Raw genomic sequence first — 17,924 nt, forward strand, 5'->3', positions numbered from 1 at the left:
ATACGCTCAAGGACAAGCATATGAAAGCTTTCTTCCAAGCCACTGGCCTGGCTGTCGCGGTCTCGCTCAGTGCAATGGCCATGGCCGATACCGCCTCGGGCACAGGCACCAACCCCGAACGTGTTTTCGCTTTCAATGGCGCCATGCCTACAGGCGTGACCGTCACCGAAACGGGTCGGATCTTCATCAACTTCCCTCGTTGGGGAGATGAAGTACCCTACACCGTGGCGGAGATTAAACAGGGCCATCTGGTTCCTTACCCGGACCTGAAAACGAATGTGGAAAACGCCAAGGATCCGGCCGCCGGGTTCATCAGCGTGCAGAGCGTTGTAGCTGACGGTCAAGGGCGTGTCTGGGTATTGGATACAGCCGCTCCCGCCTTCTCCGAGCCCAAGGCAGGTGGAGCCAAGCTGATCGCAATCGACTTGAACACCAACAAGATCGTGAAAACAGTTGTGTTCCCGCGTGAAGTGATTCTGCCAACTACCTATGTGAATGACGTACGTTTTGATTTTCGCGTAGGTAAGGAAGGTATCGCTTACGTCACCGATTCGTCGGTAAAAGGGCCAGGTGGAATCATCGTGCTGGACCTGGCCAGCGGTACGGCAACCCGCCGCCTCAGCGGGGCCAAATCGACTTCCGTAGACCCTGAGTTCCGACCTGTCATCGAAGGGAAACCAGCACTCATCACACGCGACGCGCAGGGTAAATCAGGATTGCTGACCGTAGCCTCGGACGGCATCGCCCTGTCGAGCGATGGTAAGACGCTGTATTTCTGTCCGCTTTCGAGTCGACACCTGTATTCGGTTCCAACGGCTTTGTTGCGAGACCCCAATGTAAGCGAAGCCGAACTTGAACAAGCAGTTGTTGACCTTGGTGAAAAAGGCGCCTCCGACGGTCTTGAGGCTGATGCTAACGGTGCAGTCTATGCGGGGGATTATGAGCACAACTCCATCCGCAAACGCCTTGCCGATGGCACTTGGCAAACCGTGGTTGAGGATTCGCGAGTCCTTTGGCCGGATACCTTGTCGATCGGCCCAGACGGATATCTGTACTTCACTGCCAACCAGCTGCACCGCTCGCCTGGCTTCAACGATGGCCAAGACAAACGGGTGAAACCTTACAGCCTGATGCGCGTCAAGATCGACGCCAAGCCTGCGCAAACGCATTGATAAGGAAATGACATGCAAAAGCACATTCGCTTGGGCTACATCGACCTCAGCTTCCATGCCGCTAGCGCAGCGCTTGTGCAGCGCACGCTAGAGCGACATGGTTATCTGGTGGACGTCAGCACAGCGCCTCATGAGGAAATGTTCCGGTTGTACAGCGAAGGACAGGTAGAGATGCTCGTATCAGCCTGGCTGCCAGCCAGCCACGGTGCCTACCTGGCAGCTTGCAAGAAACCGAGCACTTCCCTTGGAGTTCTATACAACCCATTCTGCATTTGGGGTGTGCCTGATTATGTACCGGAGGACCAGGTCGCTACGATTGCAGACCTGCTGAGGCCGGATGTTGCCCAGCGGATGAGCCGCCGCATCCAAGGCATAAACCCTGGTGCCGGTATCAGTCGCTTTTCCAAAGCCATGGTGACGCAATACGCGTTGGATGCTGAAGGCTACTTTTTTGCGCAAGGCACCGAGGCTGATTGCTTCAATCGTTATGAGCAATCCTATGCCGAGCGGGAATGGTTTGTCGTGCCGCTGTGGCATCCTCAATATTTGCACCATGCCTATCAAATCCGAGCCCTAGATGAACCGCTCGGGCTGTTGGGTGGTGAAGATCAAGCAACGCTCATTGCCGCCAGTGACGTTGTGCAAGAGATGCCGAAAGAACTGATTGAGGACCTAATCTCGCTACAACCTGGCAATGCCGCGGTCAGTGAGCTTGATTTTCTTATCCGTCACAAAAAGCTTTCAGCCTTGGAAGCTGCAGACATCTGGCTCGCACGTCAGTCGGCACCGGCGGGAGCTTGAATCAGTAGCAGGGCCCCGTGCCCCGCCACTGAGCCCCGACTAGCTTTCGAAACGTTTTGCTAGAAAGGCTCTAAGCGATTGGATGGCCGGCGTGAGCGATGTGCGATGGGCACATACCAGCTGAAGCGGCGCCGGCTGCCCATAGCTTTCCGGGAATAGCTCAACCAGGCGGCCGCTACGAAGATCCTCAGCAACATCGAGCCTGGACTTGTAAACGATCCCCAATCCGGCGACAGCCCAGCGTCGAACAATGTCGGCATCATCGCTGATTCGATCACCCGTCACCTGAACCGTCCGCACTCCCTGTGGAAAATTGAAGCTCCAACGCTCGTAAGTTTGCTCGCCCATTACATATCTCAGGCAATTATGCTCGCTCAACGCCTCAGGAGATTCCGGCATACCATGACGCGCGAGATACGCCGGCGAGGCGCAGACTGTTCTGCGGTTCATCGGTGCGAGCGCTAAGGACACCAGGCCCGAGTCACTCAACTGTCCATACCTGATACTAGCGTCCAGATGTTCCCCCACCAGATCAGCCACCTGATCACTAACCCGCAATTGCAGACGTACCATGGGGTGCGTTTGCTGAAACTCATCTAGCCATGGGAGCAACACGTTCCTGCCGATATCAGATGGCATCGACAAACGAATAGTGCCAGCGATCTCGTCACGGCCCTGGGTCAACGCTACCTCACCATTATCAAGTGCTTCCAAGGCTTGCCGCGCGTGCGGCAAGTAGCGTTCGCCATCATCGGATAATCTCAACCGACGCGTCGAGCGAACAAACAATCTCGCGCCCAAGTTGCTTTCCAGACGCTGAATGGCACCGCTCGCCAAGGCGGGCGAGATGTCAAGCAACCGCGCCGCGGCGGAGAAACTACCCGCAGCAGCCGTCGATACGAAGACCTGCAGATCATCGATTCGTATGATTTTCTTCACTTTGACGAAATTCTTTACGTGATGGCGAGGTTTTTCAGCGTAATGGGAAAAATGATCATTGCCCAGCCCTTCAAACAGGAACTTGCAATGACCTTCTCTAAACGATTTGTACTAACAGCTGTGATGGCAGGCTTGATCGGTGTAGCCCACGCCGAAGTGCAGCCAACCCTTCACGTGGTAGCCCAATCGGCAAATGCCGTATGGAATGCGGTGGCTGTGGACAGCGCCGGAGGCCTATACGTATCGGGCCCAAAATGGACTGGTTCAGCGGGGCCATCCGTATCGAAGCTAGACCCAGCAGGCCAGCCCCATCCCTTTCCAAATGAGCGCTGGAATAGCAATGACGCAACCATTCCGGCCGAACAGCGCTTCGTCAATGTCAATGCAATGCGTGTTGATGACAATAGCCGGCTGTGGATTGTCGATGCAGGCGTAACTGACTTCGGCGGTAAAGTCATTCCAGGTGGTGCAAAGGTCGTGGTCGTTGACCTAAAAAGCGGCGAAGTGATCAAGGTCATCCCATTCGACAGCAGCATCGCTCAAGAACATAGCTACATCGACGATATCCGCCTCAATGGCAAGCATGCCTACCTGACGGACGCTGGCGTTCCTGGCATCGTTGTCTTGGACTTCGAAACCAACAAAGCCCGGCGCGTCTTAACGACCAGTCCTGCTGTACGCGCACCCAAGAACCGCGACATTATCCTGAGCGGCAAAGTAGTCAGAGCGCCAGATGGGACAGCATTGAGGGTGCACTCCGATCCCCTTGAAGTATCCCCGGACGGGAAATGGCTCTACTTTGCACCGTTGGAAGGCCCTTGGCACAAGATTGAAACGCGCTGGCTGGATGACGCCAACCTGCCTGAAGCTGAGCTCATCAAACATGTCGAGTTCTGGCGAGACCTGCCGCCGGTCGGTGGAACAGTCATGGACAGCAAGGGCAATTTCTACTTCAGTGACCTGGCTGAAGATAGCGTCAAGCGAATCGCCACTGACGGCACCATTCAAACCATTGCACAGGACAGTCGCCTGCACTGGGTCGATGCACCGGCGTTCGACAACCAGGGCAGATTGTACTTGCCGGCAGCACAAGTTGATCGAGTAGGCTTGTTCAACAATGGCGCATCGAAGGTCGAGCGACCACTGAGCGTCTATCGTATAGACCCTAAGTAACCTCACTGCACCCGTTTCAGAGCCGATGCCTTGTGCATTGCGAGCTCTGAAACGGGTTTATCGAAAAGCCTCCGCCAACCTTTATGGTTTAGGTCCGGCGGGAGCGCGAAGCTAATGCAGAAACCACGACCCCCAAAACCACCAGGCCGAGCCCGGCAAGGAACATGGTGGAAACGGTCGCACCAAAAGCCAAGCAAGAGAACACTGTTCCAATCAGGGGTACCCCAAGGGTGAAATTTGACATGCCAAACGTCGAAATTCGCCGTCCGTACTCCGCAGAGATCACAAAGCACGCCGATGTCGCAATCGGACCAATGAAAAACAATTCCTCAGCCAGTTTCCTATCCAAGACAAGGGATGTCGGTGGGCCTTCGCTGACATATGCTGCAATCGCCAACGGTATGGTAGCCAAGAGCATCTGCCACGGGGCAAGCGCCAGAGGCGGGGTCACCCACCGATGACGTTTCACGTGAAGGATGACAATTGCCCAACTGACCGCTGCAAGAAGCAGGAATATTGCCCCCAACACTGTTTCCCGGTTTGTCCATTCGAGCTCTCCTGGGGAGCACACAGCCGCGATCCCTGACATCCCTATGACAAGCCCTGCAATCTGCAACCGAGAGGGCATTTCACGGAACATGACCCAGGCGACAACCACACACCACAGTGGCGTTGTGTATGCCAAGAGCACAGCGCGGCTAGTGTCGACATGAACCATCGCCACCATACCCAGACCTGTGAAAGCCATCATCTGCAACAAACCCACGCTTGCGATGATTGGCATATCCCCTCTAACGGGAAGCTTGAGCTGTCCTCTCGCGACCAGATAAGCAAAAAGACAAACCGCGGCACTGGCGAAACGAATGGTAGCCAGCCAGAGCGGAGGTACGTCATGCAATGCAAGCTTAGTAACCGGCCAGCTACTTCCCCACAGAAGCACCATGACACCAAGCCAAACGTAAGTTGAAGATATCCCGAAATTCTTGGAGCGAGTCTTAAACACTTGCTGAGTTGAAGCGCGCATGGTGCCACCTCGTTGCAATCTAGTTACGTAGCACCATGATATTTTTGAGCACGCGAAAAAACGTACCTATCTCTTCCTCAGAAGTAGAAATACCGGTACATTTCATTGGAAAGCTCTCATGCAGAGGAAAAATTTACCATGAGCCGCTCAAAGCTCGATGACGCTAGCCTGCGTATCCTTGATGCACTCCAAGAAAACGCGGAGTTAAGCAATGCCGAACTCGCTGAAATGGTAGGGCTTTCAACTTCGCCGTGCTGGCGACGTGTCTCAGAGATGAAGGAAAGTGGGGTCTTGCGAGGCGCCGTTACGCTAGTTGATCCTGCAGCGCTCGGCCTTGCAATAAATGTATTCGTACACGTGTCGCTCAAACTCCAGGACAAGCAGTCTCTAGAAGTATTTACGAACGCGATCAGGGAGCGCCCAGAGGTGATGGAGTGCTATTTGATGAGCGGCGAGGCGGACTTTATGCTGAGGGTGGTGAGCGAAGACCTGACAAAGTATCAGACGCTACTGCTTGACTGTTTGACGACCATACCCGTTGTGGCAAGCATCAAATCGAGTTTCGCACTTAGCCAAGTTAAATATACGACTGCACTGCCCACGAATCACTTGAGGGGGCGCACTTCAGCGAGCAATAACTAACGTTCGTTCTATCTTTCGCTCCTCAACCGAGGAGTGAACTCTTCCTCCATTTCCTTGATCCATCGACTCAGCGTTGGGACGGCAATATTTAGGGAAAATGTGGCGCTAGTAAAATGACTGGCTTCAGCCACCGCCAAGAACACTTAAAAGGTCTGGCCTCCACTAACTTATGTCTCACCTGAGAACCTGACAAGTCCGAAACCAAACTGAGACGCTACGTTAGCTTAGAGCTCATGGCAAACCGTTTCCAAGCCAGAAGTTTGGGTTTACAACAGTCTCCACCTGTACAGCAGAAGCAGCTGGAGCCAAGCGAAAAACCTGGACACTCGCTTTGCCGTCGATAGCCGCGCTTAAATTTTTAAACGCCTCACCGAGTGTATGTTGAGTCAGCGCATCATCATTTTGCCAAAGCTCAAGCATGGTCCAGTGGCCTTGAGTGTCCATGTTTTCAAAAAGACGATAATGAAGACACCCGTGCTCTGACTGCGTCGCTTCGACAGCTATTAGCAGAGCGCTGTGAACCTCAGCTACTGATGATGGATCTGCGGTGATATGCGCTACAACGGTAATCGTACTAGTCATGCCGAGCACCCAGTTTGTTGATACCTTAGCTTGATCACTTCCACTAGCACGTGAAACCCAAAGGGTAGCGAAACAGTTTCAACAAATTGACGAAAGTCCCTTTGTTGCTCCTGGATGTAGCCCGCGCGTTCAAGGGTAGGAGCAGCCTTACTCCTAACGTCTGCCCTGGCAAGCATCGCACTCCGGAAGGTCGGATTTATCGGCAAAACGGTGCGCTGAGCTACCTGAGATGATTGGACAAGAACCTGAGCCGAAAGCGAAAGAGCTCGTGCAGCTTCGCCAATAGCATGGTCATCAAGGGAGTCGAATAGATCCCGCCAACAAACGAGCGACACGCCGCTCATGCAAACAAATTGGAGATGATCATGAAAAAATTCATTGTTGCACTCGCCTATAATGACCCCGGCCGCTTTCGCGGTAGCACAAGGCAACAATCCGGACACAGACGCTCACCAGTACCGCTACGGTGACGTGATTGACGTGGATAAAGTAGTCTCGCAAGACGTTGTGGATCAGTCCGAAACTTCACAGGCGCTGGAAACGGTGAAGCTGGTGTACCGTGATCACGCGGGGGTAGAGCACGACCTTTACTACAAACGCGTCGCTGAAACTCACCAAGACAGCTGATATACGATTTGGTGATTGGCCCGTCGCAATGCGCCGGGCCCACCGCGAAGTCAATCCGCATCCTTAGCGAGCCTAGCCTCCAATTCCCCCCAGCTTTCGCTCTCGCCGATATTGTCCAGGGGTCTGCCCCAGCACATCCTTGAAGACTTTGCTGAATGACGCCTGCGTTTGGTAACCCACCTCCAAAGCGATATCACTCAAACCAGAGTCCGTCTTTGCCAACAGCAAGCATGCGATTTCCATCCTGATTCGAACCAGCAAGGTTCCCGGAGGACAACCTGCTATGCGCGTAAAGGCCCTCATAAAGCTGGCGCGCGACATGTTGGCCATTTCTGCCATGCGCTCAACGGTCCAGGCATCTGAGGGATCCTCTAACAACGCATGCCATACCTTGGAAAGACGACGGTCAGCCAGAAGACCGATGCTACTTTCAACAGGTGGGCTGGTATCCAGCCATGACCGCAGAACCATTGTGAACAGCGCGGTAGTCAGGGCATCAACTATGGACCGAGCTCCATGGTGGTTGGCTTCGGCTTCGCTACGAATCAGTCCAGTCATTGCAGAGAGCGCAGAAGCGGACTGTGTCGAACTCAAGCTGACATGGATGTACTCAGGCAGCGCCTCGAAAAGTGATGAGCCTGGCTGGTAAATAAACCTCCCACATAGCAGATCCAAGGGCTCACCTTCGCCTTTTAACCGATGCAAAGGTAAAAGCCCCTCGCGAACGACCACCGGACGATTTGGCTGATCAACATCCGAATCACTTTGAAGCAAGTGGCCGGTGCCGTGTGGGAGCAACAGGATGTCGCCCGCGTTGAGTTCTATAAGGCTGTGGTCAGGCAAGCGTAATTGGCAGCGGCCTGAGAGGACGATGTGGTAACGCGCAGTACCGAGCTCATCCGGCTGATGGTCAATCGACCAACGCCCCGCAAAATGGCAACGCAGATCCATGCTGCCGCGCACATCAGCAAGCGTGATGAGTTTGTCTAACGTCGTCATGGTCATCTCTTCAGAAGGCTATCCGGGCGCAATTTAAACCAACCCAGGGGAAAGCGCAGTCGCCAAAGGCGATGATTGAGACGATTGGCAAAAAGGCGGAGCGCATCCGGCAAAAGCGCGAAGCGGAATCTTCTTAGGATGGACTCATCTTGAAACCACAAGGAATCACACCATGAGTCCCTTTCAACTGCTGGTCATTGCAAGCCGCCTGGATAAGCTTGGAATTCATCTCGTTCGCTTTGGCGTGGCCATTGTTTTCCTGTGGATTGGTGCGTTGAAATTCGTGCCCTACGAGGCTGACAGCATCACTCCATTTGTGGCAAACAGCCCATTCTTCTCGTTCCTCTATGCACATCCAGAGGCCTATCGGGAGCACTTCACGCATGAAGGCCAGCTCGACCTAGCGCAGCGTGCTTGGCAAGTTGCCAACCATACCTATGCCTTCTCAAATGGACTGGGCGTGGTCGAGATCAGCATAGGGTTTTTGGTATTGGCTTACCTTGTCTCACCGAAGCTGGGGCTCGCGGGAGCTGTGCTCGCTTTCCTCACACCCATCGTGACGCTGTCGTTCCTGATCACAACGCCTGAAGCGTGGGTAGCGAATCTAGGAGATGCTCAATTCGGCTTCCCGTACCTTTCTGGAGCTGGACGCTTGGTCTTGAAGGATGTGTTGATGCTGGCAGGTAGTGTGTTGATGATTGCTGACTCTGCTAAGCAGCTAATTAATGGCACCAGCCTGATCAATCTGGATAAGAAGAGAGTGAGTGGTTAGGTAGCCCTCCCGCCCCGAGCCAGCGCTACGCGCGGTCGAGAAAAAGGGTATCCATGGGTCGATCGCGGTCAGTAGTGACCTGCTGCTTTCGACCCATAGCGGACGTAGTCGTACCTGACTATTTGCCGTTCGGCGAGCCACATTCACTCATGAAAGAGCAGACTCATTTGCCCTAGTGCTGCGGCGAATGCTACTGGCGTCGGGCTCTCCTGCCATTGCGCGATAGTCCCTGGCAGCACCAGCCATGACTGCTTGCGCCGTGTCCAGATATGCGTAACTGGCTCGAAAACGCATTGCTCCTCAAGCTCCTTGAGATACCCTCCCAGCGCCCGGTCGTTTCGATACCTTACGACGTCGAAGTCAACAGGGGTGCCTGACACGAGTAGCTCGGTAGCCACGCGCTGAAAGCTAACGTCGCCCCTGTGAAGCGCAGCCATCACAGTCCAAACCACGTTCATCCCTTTTCGTACTTAACTTGGCGCTTCCAGGTGTTGAAGCCCAGCACAGCAAAAATGACTAGCGCTAGAGAGGTGATGGCTTGTGCCGCGGTGGACCAGGCGCCCACCAGCCGCAATTATGTCCTTCATCTCGGCAGCGCTAATCGCGGCTGACGCCAATTGCTGCAGTGAGCAGCAAAAGCGTAGCGGCTAGGCACCAAAAGCCAAAGGCATAAGGATTTCTCATCCCGGATTCACTTTGGTATCGTTGAATCTAATAATGAAAAAAGCCCCACCAGTAAAAACTGCGCGGGGCTTTTTGCTGTAAGGCTGGTGTGACGGTCAGTTAGATCACTGAAAAAAGGACTTCGTAGGGCCCGAATTTACTGGTGCCGGAGACAGACGGACGGTTGTTGGCCGTGAGGGCCCGGTTTTCGCGGGGCTGGAATTTAGTGGATTTTTTGATGTACCTCATAGGGTATCTATAAAAAAATCAGCTATTTATGGCCATCCGTGGAATCGAATCGGAAACTCTTCAGCTTGTGGGGAAGTGCAGCAAATGGACCCAAATGGCGCATGGTGACCTTTGGCTACTATCAGCCCTCAATACACTACAAAAAAGGGCGATTCGCCATGCAGGACCTGTGGACACCATTCATAAAATCGAATAGGGTGGATGATGGCCCTATAGTGGCCAATGGGGAGCGAAAGGAATCGTACTATCATGAGAACGCACGAAAGCGGTGAAAAATTCGAGTTATATATACTCTCACTGTGGTTTCTTTTCCTTCTGATTATAGTTGTTACCATTGACGTGCCATTTTGTTATGGCGACAACTGTAAATTCATCGGTATTTTGCCACTGATTCAGAAAAATATCGTATCCATTATTGCGTTATTATTTCTGGCATTTGGAACTTTATTTTATTTACGTTTCGACTATCGTATTGCAGGCAGCAAAAGCATTGCTGCGAAGATAGTAAAAATTGAAGATGTTAACTATGAACATCTGACATTCCTCACAACCTACATCATCCCCCTAATCTGCTTCAACCTAACAAGCACCAGATACTTACTTGCACTTGGATTACTACTAGTAATCATTGGCATAATTTACATAAAAACTGATAAATTTTATGCAAACCCAACCCTAGCGGTACTAGGCTTCAGAGTATACAAAGTAACTCTAGAGACACGCCTTGGATTAAAAGAAAACTTGGTAGTAATTTCAAAAGAACGATTGACTGAAGGCGACAACATTAATCGACTAAGTCTGGACGAAAAAGTTTATTTCGCAAGGAAAGTATCGTGACAATTGATGAACTGAAGGCAAAAATATCCGACGTCATCGGAGAAGGTTGTGGCTCTGAAATTTTTTTCCTTTTAGACTCCAACAATGGAATGCAAGTCAAAAAAGCTGACATTGATGAAGAACCGCAGGCCGAATTAACCAGAATGTTTGTTGATAATTTAGCCAAAAATATACTTCTCAATGACGACCTATCCCTGATCGAGTTATCTAGCGCCGATGATCGCCGCGAAACCATATATCATTATGATCTACCAGACATCCCTAATGAGCTACAGCAATTAAGAAGCATTATCACAGCAGATGACTTTGAAGAGTTTTCATTTGCAAATGATCGCCTTAGCAACCTTGAAGGTATTCTGATTCTCTTGGGCAATGCGGAACATCAGATGGCATTGTACAAATATCAATACCCAGTTTCCTTATTGCGAAAAGATACAGGCTTCAGCTTAACGCGCTCCCGTGGGACCAATCGCTTTAAAAAGCTCGACGAAGATGTTTTGAAGATCAACGCAAAGTTTGAATTTTTCAAAATTGATGGCCAATATTACATCCTTGACTTAAAAACACTAGAACGTTTCTTTGGCTTTCATGATGCGATCAAAAACATCGCCACTCAAGGCATCGAGAACATCAGGCAAGCAAATATAGTAGAAAATTTGCAAGTGTTCTCTGAACGACTGGATGACATTTCATTCTCAAGAAAGCTTGTACGAGCCGCTAGTTCCTCACCCGTTCTGAATTTGATACCCAATGCAGATGTAATTAATTTCGCAAACACGCACCCCGCACTGCGAGGAAGATTTAGATTTACAGCCGATGGGGAACGCTTCAACTTACGAACAAAAAAATCACAGAGTTTATTCTTGAAATTATTGAATGATGACTTCCTTCAATCTGAGCTTACTAAACGATACTATGATAGCCTTGCAAAAGATGCCATTGAATCAACCACACTAGAAAATGAGGCAGAGGCAGTATGATTACACCACCAGCGACCCTGTTTAACTCAGGCTCGGTTAGCTTAGGGGTCTGATCCTATCCCAGTTGCCATGTGACTGGCACGGGTCTGAAGTACAGAAATGATTGGCCGAATCAGACACCTAGGGCGGAACGCTGTCAAACATCCGTCCAGTAGACTGAATAAAGCGGCAATGTCTTGAGACTTGCCAATGCGAGCCTAAGAGTAGCACTCTCTCGAGAGTAGTGTCATTGGTCTCACGGTGCTATCCAATGGTAGCTTTGAGGCGAAAGCTGACAGCTGAGAGCGACCGCCACACATTCTTGACCAAACTTTAATCTAATCAGCTGAGTCACTTATGAAAGCTAAAAACGATGGAAAGTTTTATGAATCGATGGTTTTTTGGGCTTATACTTCTCTATGCAAAGATGAAAGGCTGACATCCGTTGAGAGAGACGTTAAAGTACCAAGTCCTGATGGACCCAGACAGATTGATGTTTTAGTAAAGCATGAACATGCGGGGGTTATTTATACAACCATAGTAGAGTGTCGCGATTACTCTGGAAAGCTGAACGTGACTCATGTGGATGCATTCGCTTCAAAGTTAGCAGATGTAAAAGCTAGTAAAGGAATATTGGTTTCAAGGAAAGGATTTAGCAAAACGGCGGTCCAAAAAGCAAATCGACTTGGTATAGGACTATGCATTGTCGACAGTGCCGACACAATGCTAAAAGAGCTTGTCATAGAAGTACCTGCCATCATAAAGGTCGTTCACCCATCGCTTCAAGTTAAAACCCTGATGAAGAACAACAGTGTTGAGAGAAAAGTAGCAGCCAGTGCTTTCACCACCATCAATGACATACCACTTCGCAACTTAGTGATTCAAGAGCTACGGGAAGGGGTGATCAATATACCTGAAGAGCCTATTACCTTGGATTGGAAACCAAGCAGCTTAAACCCACCTTTTTTTGTTCGAGACGCAGATGGCTTTCAGGTAGAAGTACCTTGGTTTACGGTAACGCTGCATATAAATATTTGGTATTTATTTGGACACACGAACAACCTCCCCGACTTCGTATCACAAACACACCTCGGAAACTCCACACATAACGTTTTTATACCCAGTCGCTTTAAAATCGGGCTCAATCAAAGCTTCGTGCGATATGAAAAATACTCAAAAATACCATGCAACCACAACGAAACAATTGTCGGTGCTTTTATACCAGACACCGACACCCCGATCAGTTCGACTTATGGCGCTCAGCATTTGAACATTGAAACATAGACATTTAACAGTGAAAAATCACTGCCCTGCCAAACCTAACGTTCACGAGCAGCCTCACCGAACCAAATAAACACTTTTAACCCTTAACCCATTTAAAAGCCAGGAATCTAGGAAACTCCCATTTTTTGGGGTAAAGCGATTGAATCTTTTTACTTGGGACAGGCTCTGACATTTCAAGCAACCGAAAACCAAACTTCGAAAAAGTAGATATATATTTATCCACAGGGCGATGTACATGTGTAGTTTTGAATTCGGAATCCGATAAAGATATCTTAAATGGAGCCTTAATCATAAGCTCCTTTTTGTAGGAGAACCAAGACTCTTTCTCATACCCCCAGTATCTCGGCCAGAAGCACGGATGCGGAATAGTTGCGATGAACTCATCACCCTGACGTGCTAATCGAGATAAAGTTTGTGCGAACCTATCGAGTTGAGGATCTGCAGACAACATCATCGCAGCTAAAAACACACACTTCTGATCAACGCCCGCATATTGTGACAGCACCCCCTCACAATCCTCAAAATCCGAATTGATAAAGTTGATATTGGAGAAAATTGACAAAATAGACTTGGCAATTATCAAACTTTTAATTGATGGCTCAACACACACCACCTTCTTGAAATGCGCAGCAAGGCGCCCTGTCAGTTCCCCAGTGCCGGAACCAATATCTATCAATATTGCATCCAGATCACTCCCCACGAGAGATTCAACGAGTGGCGCCATTACATGTGTAAATGTAAGATCTCGCCCTTCGTAGATCTGGTTATGTCTCTCTGAAGCTAGACAGTCCCACTCATCAGCTAGTTCCTGGGAGGAGACACTTTCAACCTTAAAAAAATTCGACGCCATCGCTAATTACCATCATTTTTAGTGGAGGCATTTTTTGCAATTTGCACAAGCTCATAAGCCAAATGAAATGCTGGATGCGCCCCTGAATTGAACTCTTCGACAATGTGTTGGTCAGCTTTAGCTCTGCCAATGGCCACCTTACTGCCATCTCGACCATAATATGCAATGGTAAAGCGTGCACTAGGGTCAGTTAACAGTTCTGCACCATACTCGTAGACGTTCGCGCCTGATTTTTCTAGCTCTCTAGAGAACTCTGTATGCTTCGGCAAACATATAATTAGCTCATTACTCTTTGCTTTATCCATCAGTAACTCTTGGGAATCAGAATCCTTAGCCCAACTCATATCACGGGTCCAGATTGCCACTCGACCACCATAAGCTATCCAATGAAGCATATAATTTTTAATTGAGTCGGCGTCTGACTGCTTGAAAACACGTTTTCCATCGGCTGAATAAATTTCAAAAAAGACCAAAAAACCGTAAAGAAATAAAATAATCACTCCAACTATTGATATCGACGAAGCAGTAACGGGAGTGATCTTATTAAAGTCTACGAGAGGATAAAGCGTAGCAAGCAGCGCAAACATACTAAGGACGATAACAACCAACTTCACAGTGAGTGCCATTGTATCGCGGGAACGTTTGGGGCGAGGCCATTTTTTTTGTTTACTCATCACAAACCTATTATCAAGATTTATCCATTTTATAACTTTCCAAACCAACCCCTGACTGGAAGGCTCTCTCATTTTCCATTACCTCTCGAGTATCTGAACGCTTGCCAAGCACCCAGAAGAGGTATTCTACCGGATTTTCAGATTTTTTGTGACGCATTGAGCTACGCCGGCACTAAAATAATTAATGACAAAAGGTCGCGCGAAGTCAAACCGTCATAGACGGTGACCGCACTCGTACAGCTTCACTTTCGGCCTTCACCTTCGGCGATATTCAGATCTAAACTCCTTCAACAACATGGCAAATATTATCAAACCAAGGAGGTTGGAATACTCCTAAACACTAATCCTAGTGTAGCGTTTAAAAGCACCTCTGAAATCTGAGTCTGGCTCTGTAGATCATCACTCAACAAGAGTTGTGTAACGACTTGGGCCTACCAGCAACTGTTATTACCCATTCTGAGCCCGAAAAAAACGGAGCAGTTACGTCAGGTCAAGCTCCACAAAGGCCCTCAAAATGCACGCCAGCGCCTGACCACCGGACACGCCTTTCAGAGCCTACAACCCTGCATAGCTTAACTGCCTGCCTTAGCCAAAAATTGCGGCCATCCCGCCTACTTACCAATATCATGTCGATCACCTCATAGCCTCTTCTCCGATCCTCGCCCCACGTCATCCCGCCAAGAATGCTGAGTGTTATCAGGGATCAAGGCCCCTGCGACCTGTGGGGAATGTCCACTACGCGGGACTGGCGGCTCCTTACGACCGGGAGCAAGGGCATCTCATGATCTGGCCTCCTGAGCACCGTTACCGGTGGGCGGGTGGAGGCTGCATTGGCTGACGAGACCAGTGCCGCGAGATCCTGAGCCGGGTGAACGCAGCAATGCGATGACCGGGGCATGCCTGACCGTCAGTCAGGTGCAGTCCATTCCGTGGTCTGCGGCACCATCATCTACATCGCTGTTGCTGGTGACATCGGCGTTTGTCACGCCGATTGTCATGAGTGGAGTAGCCGCAAAGCCAAATGCGATAAGGGCTGCAGCAGTGCTAGAAGCGCCCGTCTCTTTCCTGAGAAAGAGACGGGCGCAGGTTGGCGCAAGATCGGGCCAAGCGGATAGGTTGCTGCAGGGCAGCGAAGTAGGAGGTGTTGTCTGGCGAACAAGGGCCATGATCTGAAGTAGGCATCCATCACCGGGGAGGTGACCGGGCGAGCTGCCGGACGCGAATCGCCATTTGGGGGGAGAACCACCGCGGGAGCGGCGTGGCCTTAAAGGTTCGGGCCACCTGGGATGCTGTCATCGACAGCGCTTGCACGTCCAGTTCTACGCCTGTGGATAAACCCGGTCAAGGCTCGAAATTCAGCGCTACTTGAGCCGTGACAAGCGGTAATCCACCGGTGGAATTCCGTGGTAAACCCCGGACAACGTCGTGGCTTTTAGCTTTTCAAAGTGAGGTCCATCCAAACAGGGCGGCTTTGCAGCCCTGTTTGGATGGACCCGCGTGAAAGAGCAGCCAGCGCCAATCATGCAGGCTCAACCGCGATTGAATGCGCCATGGCCATTTGGCAAGGCGGTGACGTTACCGCCTACCGGGTGGGCAAACTCATGCGGAGTGATATGGCCCGATCTGTTGGCGTCGATGTAGTTACTCCACCACGCCATGATCAACCGACGCTGCTCCAGAAACTGGGCCTTGTGGATGTACGCAGCGCGCACGCGGTTACGCTCCTGATGACTCATCTGCCGCTCAATCGCCGCGTCCGTCCATAGCCCCGACTCCAGCAAGGCACTACAAGCCATGGTCCTGAAACCATGCCCGCAAACGTCCTTGGTGGTGTCGTACCCCATATTGCGCAGCACCTGGTTAACCGTGTTCTCCGACAAGGGTTTCCAGTACCTGTGATCACCGGGCAACACCAGTTCAGAGAAGCGATTCAAGCCGCGCAGCCGTTCAAGGATCTCGATGACTTGAGGCGACAACGGCACTATCTGAATGTCCCCACTCATCTTGGTCGCGCGAGTGGAATAGCGGACGCCTTCAATCGGCTTACGGGTATCGGGGATCTCCCACATCGCCCGTTGCAGGTCGAATTCATCCCACCGGGCGAAGCGCAGTTCGCTGGAGCGCACGAACACATGCAGCGTCAGTAGCACTGCGAGCCGGGTCAGCTCGCGACCGGTGTAGTTGTCGATTCGATCCAACAGTTCAGGAAGTCGGTTCAGCGAGAGTGCTGGACGGTGCACGGTGCGCGGCGCTTGAATCGAGCCGGCCAGATCGAGCGCCGGATTTTGAGTGATCTGCCGCGCCCGCTTCGCACCCCGCATGATCGCGGATAGATAGTTCTGCACACGCAGCGCCACATCCATGGTGCCGCGATCTTTGACTCGCTGGGTGACCTCAAGCAGATCATGGGTGTCGAGTTCAGCGATAGGCCGCTGGCCAATCAGTGGAAACACATGGGTGCGCAACCTGCTCAGCACCGTCTTGGCATGGCCCTCGGTCCAGCGTCGGGACATTTCAACGTGCCACTCCAAGGCGACGGTTTCAAACAGAAGACTCGCCCGCTGGGCAGCAATCTTGGCCTTCTGCTTTTCTTCCATCGGATCAAGGTTGTCGAGCAACAGAGCCTTGGCCTCATCGCGCTTGGTCCTCGCGACGGCCAACGAAACGATGGGGTACTTGCCGATGATCAGCGTGCCTTCCTTGCCGTTGGGTTTGAAATACCGCAGCCGCCAAGTCTTCGAGCCACTGGGCGCGACGTACAGGTACATACCCCCGCCGTCGAACAGTTTGTAAGCACGATCACGCGGTTTGGCCGTACGGCATTTGAGGTCGCTGAGCGGAATGGCTAGGCGTGGCATAGGGGTACGTTCTCCATTCAGGAAAGACGCTGTACCCCAAAAATACCCCCGGTTATTGGGGATTTTGTTGGTTCCCGACGGAGGGTCGTGGAAACGAAAAACCGGCCAGAAGGCCGGTTTAGAGGGCTTCCAAAGCATTCAGCGGAATGCAGTGGAGCTGGATGTGGTGCCGGAGACAGGAATCGAACCTGCGACCTTCGCGTTACGAGTGCGCTGCTCTACCGACTGAGCTACACCGGCGTGTCCGCAAAGCTACCACCGCCGCCATCCATACGCAAACCCCTGTTTCCCTTCACTTATTACCCTGCGCCCCACCCTGCCCCGGCGAACCTGCACAGCCACTGGGCGCAAGATCCTCTTCGATGTCGGTACTGCACGCCCACCCGGTACCCGCGCGGGTCAGTGTCAGGCGCTTGCCCACGACGTTCGCAGGCGCATCCGCGAGGGTGCAGACGATGCTGCCGGTGCCTGCAGCCGCATTGCCGCTGGCGACGATGGCGCAGTGGTTGGTCGTGGGTTGTCCGCCTAGCGCGGCAACGTCGGCGACGTCCTTGCCTTCGTTCAGGCGCAGGTCCATCGGGGTCTTGAGCGCGGAGATTTCCAGCAGGCCGGCCGCTGCTTTGGTGCGGGCCTGGTGGTTGGTGTACATGGGGATCGCGATGGTCGCGAGGATGCCGATGATCGCGACGACGATCATCAGTTCGATGAGGGTGATACCGCGTTGCCCTTTCATAACAGGTTCCTTGTCGATTCGGTCAGGCCTCGAGCCGCTGGGCGGGCCGGGGTCTGCTGGGGCGCAGTAGAGCCCAATGGACACCT

18 protein-coding genes and 1 tRNA gene are annotated in these 17,924 nt (G+C 51.7%); 9 read left to right on the top strand and 10 right to left on the bottom strand.

Annotated features, from left to right (window positions below; genetic code table 11):
* Window positions 1–74: 74 nt before the first annotated feature.
* Together F6X62_RS02005 and F6X62_RS02010 are read left to right on the top strand one after the other, a co-directional pair.
* Window positions 75–1,172, top strand: a complete 1,098-nt coding sequence (locus tag F6X62_RS02005; protein WP_256673863.1) for a major royal jelly family protein — start codon at window positions 75–77, stop codon at window positions 1,170–1,172.
* Between the two features lie 12 nt (window positions 1,173–1,184).
* Window positions 1,185–1,973 carry a glycine betaine ABC transporter substrate-binding protein gene (locus F6X62_RS02010; RefSeq protein ID WP_063542979.1) on the top strand — a complete coding sequence of 263 codons (789 nt, stop codon included), beginning with the start codon at window positions 1,185–1,187 and terminating at the stop codon, window positions 1,971–1,973.
* Window positions 1,974–2,012: 39 nt separating this feature from the next.
* Here F6X62_RS02010 and F6X62_RS02015 read toward each other — a convergent pair whose 3' ends face one another.
* A complete protein-coding gene (locus tag F6X62_RS02015; RefSeq protein WP_063546637.1) occupies window positions 2,013–2,903 on the bottom strand; it encodes a LysR family transcriptional regulator in 891 nt (296 codons plus the stop codon).
* Window positions 2,904–2,954: 51 nt separating this feature from the next.
* Between F6X62_RS02015 and F6X62_RS02020 the strand changes: the two genes are divergently transcribed.
* Window positions 2,955–4,085: an L-dopachrome tautomerase-related protein gene (locus tag F6X62_RS02020; protein ID WP_218572543.1), complete on the top strand. Its 1,131-nt coding sequence runs from the start codon at window positions 2,955–2,957 to the stop codon at window positions 4,083–4,085.
* Window positions 4,086–4,173: 88 nt separating this feature from the next.
* Here the strand turns inward: F6X62_RS02020 and F6X62_RS02025 are convergent, their stop codons facing one another.
* A complete protein-coding gene (locus tag F6X62_RS02025) occupies window positions 4,174–5,109 on the bottom strand; it encodes a DMT family transporter (protein WP_153772553.1) in 936 nt (311 codons plus the stop codon).
* Between the two features lie 138 nt (window positions 5,110–5,247).
* Between F6X62_RS02025 and F6X62_RS02030 the strand changes: the two genes are divergently transcribed.
* Window positions 5,248–5,751, top strand: coding sequence for an Lrp/AsnC family transcriptional regulator (locus F6X62_RS02030; RefSeq protein ID WP_063542975.1), 504 nt, complete (start codon window positions 5,248–5,250; stop codon window positions 5,749–5,751).
* A gap of 8 nt (window positions 5,752–5,759) precedes the next feature.
* Here F6X62_RS02030 and F6X62_RS25540 read toward each other — a convergent pair whose 3' ends face one another.
* Together F6X62_RS25540 and F6X62_RS02040 are read right to left on the bottom strand one after the other, a co-directional pair.
* Entirely contained in the window at window positions 5,760–5,894 is a 135-nt protein-coding gene (locus F6X62_RS25540) for a LysR family transcriptional regulator (protein WP_112897392.1), read from the bottom strand.
* A gap of 88 nt (window positions 5,895–5,982) precedes the next feature.
* Window positions 5,983–6,333 (bottom strand): putative quinol monooxygenase, encoded by a 351-nt coding sequence (locus tag F6X62_RS02040; RefSeq protein ID WP_153772554.1) that lies wholly within the window; start codon window positions 6,331–6,333, stop codon window positions 5,983–5,985.
* 396 nt (window positions 6,334–6,729) lie between these two features.
* Here F6X62_RS02040 and F6X62_RS25545 point away from each other — a divergent pair, with 396 nt between their 5' ends.
* Complete coding sequence (locus F6X62_RS25545; RefSeq protein WP_153772555.1) at window positions 6,730–6,960, top strand: DUF2790 domain-containing protein; 231 nt, start codon at window positions 6,730–6,732, stop codon at window positions 6,958–6,960.
* A gap of 72 nt (window positions 6,961–7,032) precedes the next feature.
* On the opposite strand, the gene F6X62_RS02050 is transcribed toward F6X62_RS25545, so the two are convergent.
* Window positions 7,033–7,959 (bottom strand): AraC family transcriptional regulator, encoded by a 927-nt coding sequence (locus F6X62_RS02050; RefSeq protein WP_151925803.1) that lies wholly within the window; start codon window positions 7,957–7,959, stop codon window positions 7,033–7,035.
* A 172-nt stretch (window positions 7,960–8,131) separates the two neighbouring features.
* On the opposite strand from F6X62_RS02050, the gene rclC reads away from it, so the two are divergent.
* From rclC to F6X62_RS02070, 4 genes are all read left to right on the top strand, one after another.
* Window positions 8,132–8,731, top strand: coding sequence for a reactive chlorine resistance membrane protein RclC (rclC, locus tag F6X62_RS02055; RefSeq protein ID WP_112897383.1), 600 nt, complete (start codon window positions 8,132–8,134; stop codon window positions 8,729–8,731).
* 1,161 nt (window positions 8,732–9,892) lie between these two features.
* A complete protein-coding gene (gene kwaA, locus F6X62_RS02060; protein WP_153772556.1) occupies window positions 9,893–10,480 on the top strand; it encodes an anti-phage protein KwaA in 588 nt (195 codons plus the stop codon).
* Window positions 10,477–11,460: an anti-phage protein KwaB gene (gene kwaB / locus F6X62_RS02065; RefSeq protein WP_153772557.1), complete on the top strand. Its 984-nt coding sequence runs from the start codon at window positions 10,477–10,479 to the stop codon at window positions 11,458–11,460. Before kwaA ends, kwaB begins: the two co-directional genes overlap by 4 nt.
* A 336-nt stretch (window positions 11,461–11,796) precedes the next feature.
* Complete coding sequence (locus F6X62_RS02070) at window positions 11,797–12,723, top strand: restriction endonuclease (RefSeq protein ID WP_153772558.1); 927 nt, start codon at window positions 11,797–11,799, stop codon at window positions 12,721–12,723.
* Window positions 12,724–12,799: 76 nt separating this feature from the next.
* Here F6X62_RS02070 and F6X62_RS02075 read toward each other — a convergent pair whose 3' ends face one another.
* From F6X62_RS02075 to F6X62_RS02095, 5 genes are all read right to left on the bottom strand, one after another.
* Window positions 12,800–13,573: a bifunctional 2-polyprenyl-6-hydroxyphenol methylase/3-demethylubiquinol 3-O-methyltransferase UbiG gene (locus F6X62_RS02075; protein WP_153772559.1), complete on the bottom strand. Its 774-nt coding sequence runs from the start codon at window positions 13,571–13,573 to the stop codon at window positions 12,800–12,802.
* Window positions 13,574–13,575: 2 nt separating this feature from the next.
* Entirely contained in the window at window positions 13,576–14,319 is a 744-nt protein-coding gene (locus F6X62_RS02080; protein ID WP_153772560.1) for a hypothetical protein, read from the bottom strand.
* Between the two features lie 1,457 nt (window positions 14,320–15,776).
* Complete coding sequence (locus F6X62_RS02085; protein WP_153772561.1) at window positions 15,777–17,105, bottom strand: integrase arm-type DNA-binding domain-containing protein; 1,329 nt, start codon at window positions 17,103–17,105, stop codon at window positions 15,777–15,779.
* 164 nt (window positions 17,106–17,269) lie between these two features.
* Window positions 17,270–17,345: transfer RNA gene (locus F6X62_RS02090), tRNA-Thr, on the bottom strand.
* 52 nt (window positions 17,346–17,397) lie between these two features.
* Window positions 17,398–17,838, bottom strand: a complete 441-nt coding sequence (locus F6X62_RS02095; protein WP_153772562.1) for a pilin — start codon at window positions 17,836–17,838, stop codon at window positions 17,398–17,400.
* Window positions 17,839–17,924: the final 86 nt, after the last annotated feature.

The sequence above is a fragment of the Pseudomonas sp. MNR3A genome (assembly GCF_009650575.1).
GTDB lineage: Bacteria > Pseudomonadota > Gammaproteobacteria > Pseudomonadales > Pseudomonadaceae > Aquipseudomonas > Aquipseudomonas machongensis.

Coding starts and splice junctions, on each gene's coding strand:
- F6X62_RS02005 (WP_256673863.1), top strand. CDS start 75: ATGGCCATGGCCGATACCGCCTCGGGCACAGGCACCAACCCCGAACGT.
- F6X62_RS02010 (WP_063542979.1), top strand. CDS start 1,185: ATGCAAAAGCACATTCGCTTGGGCTACATCGACCTCAGCTTCCATGCC.
- F6X62_RS02020 (WP_218572543.1), top strand. CDS start 2,955: ATGGGAAAAATGATCATTGCCCAGCCCTTCAAACAGGAACTTGCAATG.
- F6X62_RS02025 (WP_153772553.1), bottom strand. CDS start 5,109: ATGCGCGCTTCAACTCAGCAAGTGTTTAAGACTCGCTCCAAGAATTTC.
- F6X62_RS02030 (WP_063542975.1), top strand. CDS start 5,248: ATGAGCCGCTCAAAGCTCGATGACGCTAGCCTGCGTATCCTTGATGCA.
- F6X62_RS02040 (WP_153772554.1), bottom strand. CDS start 6,333: ATGACTAGTACGATTACCGTTGTAGCGCATATCACCGCAGATCCATCA.
- F6X62_RS25545 (WP_153772555.1), top strand. CDS start 6,730: ATGACCCCGGCCGCTTTCGCGGTAGCACAAGGCAACAATCCGGACACA.
- F6X62_RS02050 (WP_151925803.1), bottom strand. CDS start 7,959: ATGACGACGTTAGACAAACTCATCACGCTTGCTGATGTGCGCGGCAGC.
- rclC (WP_112897383.1), top strand. CDS start 8,132: ATGAGTCCCTTTCAACTGCTGGTCATTGCAAGCCGCCTGGATAAGCTT.
- kwaA (WP_153772556.1), top strand. CDS start 9,893: ATGAGAACGCACGAAAGCGGTGAAAAATTCGAGTTATATATACTCTCA.
- F6X62_RS02070 (WP_153772558.1), top strand. CDS start 11,797: ATGAAAGCTAAAAACGATGGAAAGTTTTATGAATCGATGGTTTTTTGG.
- F6X62_RS02075 (WP_153772559.1), bottom strand. CDS start 13,573: ATGGCGTCGAATTTTTTTAAGGTTGAAAGTGTCTCCTCCCAGGAACTA.
- F6X62_RS02080 (WP_153772560.1), bottom strand. CDS start 14,319: ATGAGAGAGCCTTCCAGTCAGGGGTTGGTTTGGAAAGTTATAAAATGG.
- F6X62_RS02085 (WP_153772561.1), bottom strand. CDS start 17,105: ATGCCACGCCTAGCCATTCCGCTCAGCGACCTCAAATGCCGTACGGCC.
- F6X62_RS02095 (WP_153772562.1), bottom strand. CDS start 17,838: ATGAAAGGGCAACGCGGTATCACCCTCATCGAACTGATGATCGTCGTC.